The sequence below is a fragment of the Streptomyces spinoverrucosus genome, assembly GCF_006539505.1.
Taxonomy (GTDB): Bacteria; Actinomycetota; Actinomycetes; order Streptomycetales; family Streptomycetaceae; genus Streptomyces; species Streptomyces spinoverrucosus.
In genome coordinates this window covers 1-5,647 of record NZ_BJND01000138.1, presented here as the reverse complement: position 1 = coordinate 5,647, position 5,647 = coordinate 1, and the positions used below count along the sequence as shown (strand labels likewise).

The 5,647-nt window shown below is 70.5% G+C and carries 6 protein-coding genes; 2 read left to right on the top strand and 4 right to left on the bottom strand.

The window, feature by feature from the left end:
• Positions 1-252: 252 nt before the first annotated feature.
• The 3 genes from SSP24_RS41905 to SSP24_RS41895 form a co-directional block, all read right to left on the bottom strand.
• Positions 253-1,077 (bottom strand): purine-nucleoside phosphorylase, encoded by an 825-nt coding sequence (locus SSP24_RS41905; RefSeq protein ID WP_141316417.1) that lies wholly within the window; start codon positions 1,075-1,077, stop codon positions 253-255.
• A gap of 104 nt (positions 1,078-1,181) precedes the next feature.
• Positions 1,182-1,460, bottom strand: coding sequence for a type II toxin-antitoxin system RelE family toxin (locus SSP24_RS41900; RefSeq protein ID WP_141316414.1), 279 nt, complete (start codon positions 1,458-1,460; stop codon positions 1,182-1,184).
• Between the two features lie 50 nt (positions 1,461-1,510).
• Complete coding sequence (locus SSP24_RS41895; RefSeq protein ID WP_141316411.1) at positions 1,511-1,948, bottom strand: gamma-glutamylcyclotransferase family protein; 438 nt, start codon at positions 1,946-1,948, stop codon at positions 1,511-1,513.
• A 106-nt stretch (positions 1,949-2,054) separates the two neighbouring features.
• On the opposite strand from SSP24_RS41895, the gene SSP24_RS41890 reads away from it, so the two are divergent.
• Positions 2,055-3,503: an NAD(P)H-quinone dehydrogenase gene (locus SSP24_RS41890; protein WP_141316407.1), complete on the top strand. Its 1,449-nt coding sequence runs from the start codon at positions 2,055-2,057 to the stop codon at positions 3,501-3,503.
• Positions 3,504-3,679: 176 nt separating this feature from the next.
• Positions 3,680-4,654: a DeoR/GlpR family DNA-binding transcription regulator gene (locus tag SSP24_RS41885; protein ID WP_141316405.1), complete on the top strand. Its 975-nt coding sequence runs from the start codon at positions 3,680-3,682 to the stop codon at positions 4,652-4,654.
• 140 nt (positions 4,655-4,794) lie between these two features.
• Here SSP24_RS41885 and SSP24_RS41880 read toward each other — a convergent pair.
• Positions 4,795-5,647: biotin/lipoyl-containing protein (locus tag SSP24_RS41880; protein ID WP_141316402.1), on the bottom strand; the 853-nt coding region annotated here is incomplete at its 5' end.

Here is a 5,647-nt window from a genome sequence, read left to right as displayed (position 1 = left end):
CCCGCCGTGCGCGAGTGCGGCGCCGTGGGCCCGACCGTAGTCCGCCGTGGTGGCTGCAGGCGGGACCGTGGCCCGCGTGGCTGGGGGCAGTGCGTGGTGGCTGCCGCATGCGCGCGTAGCTGCGGGCAGTCGTGCCGCTTGGGCGGCACGGGTGGGCGGTGGGGGTACCTCCCAGGCCGTTCAGGCACTGGGGGAGGCACCCCGTTGCGCCGGGTTGCGTGACGTTTCGGGGCAGCCTCTACGCCGGGTGGGTTACAGCCGGCCCAGGACCTGGGCCAACAGGGAGCCCATCCGCGTTGCCGAGTCGCGGCCCGCCTGGAGGACCTCCTCGTGGTTCAGAGGCTCTCCGGTCATGCCGGCGGCGAGGTTGGTGACCAGGGAGATGCCCAGGACCTCCGCGCCCGCCTCGCGTGCGGCGATGGCCTCCAGGACCGTCGACATGCCCACCAGGTCCGCGCCGATCACGCGGGCCATGCGGATCTCGGCCGGTGTCTCGTAGTGCGGGCCGGGGAACTGGGCGTAGACGCCCTCCTCCAGGGTGGGGTCGATCTCCTTGCACAGGGCGCGCAGGCGTGGGGAGTACAGGTCGGTGAGGTCGACGAAGTTGGCGCCGACGATGGGGGAGGTCGCCGTGAGGTTGATGTGGTCGCTGATCAGGACCGGCTGGCCGGGGCGCATGCCCTCGCGCAGGCCGCCGCAGCCGTTGGTGAGGATGATGGTCTTGCTGCCGGCCGCTACGGCGGTGCGGACGCCGTGGGCTACGGCGGCGACGCCGCGGCCCTCGTAGTAGTGGGTGCGGCCGAGGAAGACCAGGGCGCGCTTGTCCTTGATCCGGTACGAGCGGATCTTGCCGCCGTGTCCGGCGACCGCCGGCGGCGGGAAACCGGGCAGGTCGGTGACCTGGAACTCGGCTTCGGGGGCGCCCAGCGCGTCCACGGCCGGTGCCCAGCCGGAGCCCATCACGAGGGCGACGTCGTGGGACTCGGCGCCGGTGAGTTCGCGCAGGCGGGCGGCGGCGGCGTCGGCGGCGGCGTAGGGGTCGCCCTGGATGTCGTCCGGAAGAAGAGATGCGTTCACGCGGATGAGGGTAGCCGGTTTGGTCCTACGCGCGTAGATGACGGAGGTCACGGGAGTGCGATCGTTGTCTTGTCGTTTCCGACGAAACGATCGCGGGGCAAGGGTCACTCGTCGGGGATGAGGACGTCCTTGTCGTTGAAGACCTCGACGATGAAGATCAGCAGTCGGCCACGGCTGACCGTGTACTCCACCAGGATGTTCTGGGTGAGCCGGATCGTACGGTCGTCGCCGGTGGAGCTTATGGGGCGCGACACCGAAGGGAAGGGGTCGCGGGCCAGCATGGCGATGCCCTTGTCGAACGCGATGCGCTGCCGGTCGTCGAGCCGGTCACGGGCCTCGGCGGCCTGCACCGTGAAGTACACGTCGTACGTGGTGGGGGCCATGCGATCTCCCGTGGGGGCGGCGGTCTCCCAGTTTAGGAGCCGGGCCGGTGTCAGCAGGGTCGCTTTCGTAGCTCCATCACGTAATCGTGCGGCGCGCCGGCCGATTCCGCCGCGTCGGCGATCTCGCCCAGGTAGCGGGCGGACGGGAGGCCGCCCTCGTAGGCGTTCAGGACGTACACCCAGGCCGGTTCCTCGCCGTCGAGGGTGTGGACGCGGACGCGGAGGCGGCGGTAGACGTCGAGGCCGACGCCGACCCACCGGTCGAGTGACTCCTCGTCCATGGGTGCGATGTCGTAGAGCGCGACGAAGACCTGGGACATCGGGTCCTCGACGAGCGTCGCGAGCGCGCCCTCCCAGCCCATGTGCTCGCCGCCGAACGTCAGCCGCCAGCCGTTCAGCCACCCCGTGGCTCGCATCGGCGAGTGCGGGGCGCGGCGGGACATCAGCCGCGCGTCGAGATTGCCGGCGTAGGCGGCGTAGAGCGACATGGATCGAGAGTACGGCAGTCGGCTCGCCTGCCACTTTCGTGTCAGGGGTACCTGTGGTAGCTCGGGCGAGCCCCCGGGGCAGTCGCACATTGAAGGGTGCGGGACAATGGGGTACGTGACTCGGATCGTGATCATCGGTGGCGGACCCGGCGGATATGAAGCGGCGCTGGTGGCCGCCCAACTCGGTGCGGAGGTGACCGTCGTCGATTGCGACGGTCTGGGCGGAGCGTCGGTGCTGACCGACTGCGTGCCGTCGAAGACCCTGATCGCCACGGCCGAGGTGATGACCAACTTCGACTCCTCCTACGAGGAGCTGGGCATCATCGTCGCGGACGACACGCCGCCGGACGAGATGGCCGCCCGGATCATCGGGGTCGACCTGGGGAAGGTCAACCGCCGGGTGAAGCGGCTCGCGCTCGCCCAGTCGCACGACATCACCGCGGCGGTGACGCGGGCCGGTGCGCGGGTGATGCGCGGGCGTGGGCGGCTGGAGGGCATGCAGGCCCTCGACGGGTCACGGAAGGTCGTCGTGCGGGCCGCGGACGGCAGCGAGGAGACGCTCATCGCCGATGCCGTGCTCATCGCCACCGGTGGGCATCCTCGGGAGCTGCCCGACGCCAAGCCCGACGGTGAGCGGATTCTGAACTGGACCCAGGTGTACGACCTCGACGAGCTTCCCGAGGAGCTGATCGTGGTCGGGTCGGGTGTGACCGGTGCCGAGTTCGCGGGCGCCTACCAGGCGCTCGGGTCGAAGGTGACGCTGGTGTCGTCCCGGGACCGGGTGCTGCCGGGTGAGGACCCGGATGCCGCGGCTGTCCTGGAGGACGTGTTCCGGCGGCGTGGCATGAACGTCATGGCGCGGTCGCGGGCCGCCTCCGCCAAGCGGGTCGGGGACCGGGTCGAGGTCACCCTCTCCGACGGGCGGGTCATCACCGGGTCGCACTGTCTGATGGCCGTCGGCGCCATCCCGAACACCGAGGGCATGGGCCTGGAGGAGGCCGGGGTGCGGCTGAAGGACTCCGGGCACATCTGGACCGACAAGGTGTCGCGGACGAGCGCTCCCGGCGTGTACGCCGCCGGTGACGTCACCGGTATCTTCGCGCTCGCGTCGGTGGCGGCCATGCAGGGCCGTATCGCCATGTACCACTTCCTCGGCGACGCGGTGGCCCCGCTGAACCTGAAGACCGTCTCCTCCAACGTCTTCACCGACCCGGAGATCGCCACCGTCGGCTACTCCCAGGCCGACGTCGACGGCGGGGTCATCGACGCCCGGGTGGTGAAGCTGCCGCTGCTGCGCAACCCGCGCGCGAAGATGCAGGGCATCCGGGACGGCTTCGTCAAGATCTTCTGCCGTCCGGGCACGGGGATCGTGGTGGGCGGTGTGGTGGTGGCGCCGCGCGCTTCCGAGCTCATCCATCCGATCTCGATCGCCGTCGACAACAATCTGACAGTCGAACAGATCGCGAACGCGTTCACCGTTTATCCCTCCCTTTCGGGGTCGATCGCGGAGGTGGCCCGGCAGCTCCACACCCGGAAGGCGACCGCCGAGGCCTGACCGTTTCGGCGGCGGAAAGCGACTCCTCGCTGGTCACGGGGAGTTGCCGACCATGCGTTCGGCATAGGCGGCGGGAGTAGGCTCCTATACCACTTCCCGCTGTTGTGTGCGAACAACTTCTGTTATTCGGCGCAAACTGCTGAAAGCAGACGGTCGTTGGGGTTACTGTCAGTTTCGTGTTCGCTGCAGAACGTCGCCAGTTGATCCTCGAAATGGTGCGAGCGAACGGGGCCGTGTCGCTCCGTGAGCTCGCCCGCGTCGTCCAGACCTCCGAAGTGACCGTACGGCGGGACGTGCGCGCACTGGAGGCAGAAGGACTCCTCGACCGCCGGCACGGCGGTGCGGTATTGCCGGGCGGATTCACGCGGGAATCCGGCTTTCCGCAGAAATCACATCTCGCGACCGCCGAGAAGACCGCCATCGCCGACCTCGCCGCGAACTTCGTGGAGGAGGGCGAGGCCATCGTGGTCGGGGCCGGTACGACGACCCAGGAGCTGGCCCGCCGGCTCGCCCGGGTCCCCGGCCTGACCGTCGTCACCAATTCCCTCCTCGTGGCGCAGGCCCTGGCCCACGCCAACCGGGTGGAGGTCGTGATGACCGGCGGCACGCTCCGCGGTTCCAACTACGCCCTCGTGGGGTCGGGAGCGGAACAGTCCCTCCAGGGCCTGCGGGTGTCCCGGGCCTTCCTCTCCGGAAGCGGCCTGACCGCCGAACGCGGTCTGTCCACGTCCAACATGCTCTCGGCATCCGTCGACCGGGCCCTCGTCCAGGCCGCCGCGGAGGTCGTGGTCCTCGCGGACCACACCAAGCTCGGCACGGACACGATGTTCCAGACCGTCCCGACCGATGTGATCACCCGCCTCGTGACGGACGAGCCGCCGGCCCACGACGACCGTGCCGCCACCGAGCTGCAGGCGCTGGCCGACCAGGGTGTGCAGATCGCCGTGGCCGGGACGGGAGCCTCGGGAAACGCCCAGAACGCGGGCGGTGAGGGGGCTCCGACGCGCCAGCAGCGCCGGGACGTGGCCCTGCCGGGCCCCCGGCGCGGCCAGGTTCCGGGGCCCGGATCGCCGCTGCGTACGGCGGCCGTCCTCGGCGAGCAGGCACCGGGCGGGGAGCGGGCCAGGGTGGCCGATCTGCGGCGCCGTTAGGCTGCGCGGGCCGGTGGGATCGGGCGCCTGTTCGCCGTAGGGGCTGGGGTGTGTGCGAGTGCGGGTTGTCCGTGGTTGCTCGCGCAGTTCCCCGCGCCCCTTTGGGTGGGCACGGGGAACGTACGTCGCAAGATCTGCCGTCAGTCCTTGATCTCGCAGATCACCGCGCCCGACGTGATCGACGCGCCGACCTCCGCGCTCAGGCCCTTGATGGTGCCGGTCTTGTGGGCGTTGAGCGGCTGCTCCATCTTCATCGCCTCCAGGACGACGACCAGGTCGCCCTCCTTGACGGCCTGACCCTCCTCCACGGCGATCTTGACGATGGTGCCCTGCATCGGCGATGCGAGGGTGTCGCCGGACGCGACCGGGCCGGACTTCTTCGCGGCGCGGCGCTTCGGCTTGGCGCCGGCGGCGAGGCCCGTGCGGGCCAGGGACATGCCGAGGGAGGACGGGAGGGAGACCTCCAGGCGCTTGCCGCCGACCTCGACGACGACCGTCTCGCGGCCCGGCTCCTCCTCCGCCTCCAGATCGGTGGGGGCGGTGAAGGGCTTGATCTCGTTGACGAACTCGGTCTCGATCCAGCGGGTGTGGACCGTGAACGGGTCCGTGGAGCCGGTGAGTTCGGGCGCGAACGCCGGGTCCTTGACCACCGCGCGGTGGAACGGGATGGCCGTCGCCATGCCCTCGACCTGGAACTCCTCCAGCGCACGCGCGGCCCGCTGGAGGGCCTCCTTGCGGGTGCGGCCGGAGACGATCAGCTTGGCGAGCAGCGAGTCCCAGGCGGGGCCGATCACCGAGCCGGACTCCACGCCCGCGTCCAGGCGGACGCCGGGGCCGGACGGCGGGGCGAACGTGGTGACGGTGCCGGGGGCCGGGAGGAAGTTGCGGCCCGGGTCCTCGCCGTTGATGCGGAACTCGAACGAGTGACCGCGCAGCGGCGGGTCGTCGTAGCCGAGTTCCTCGCCGTCGGCGATGCGGAACATCTCCCGGACG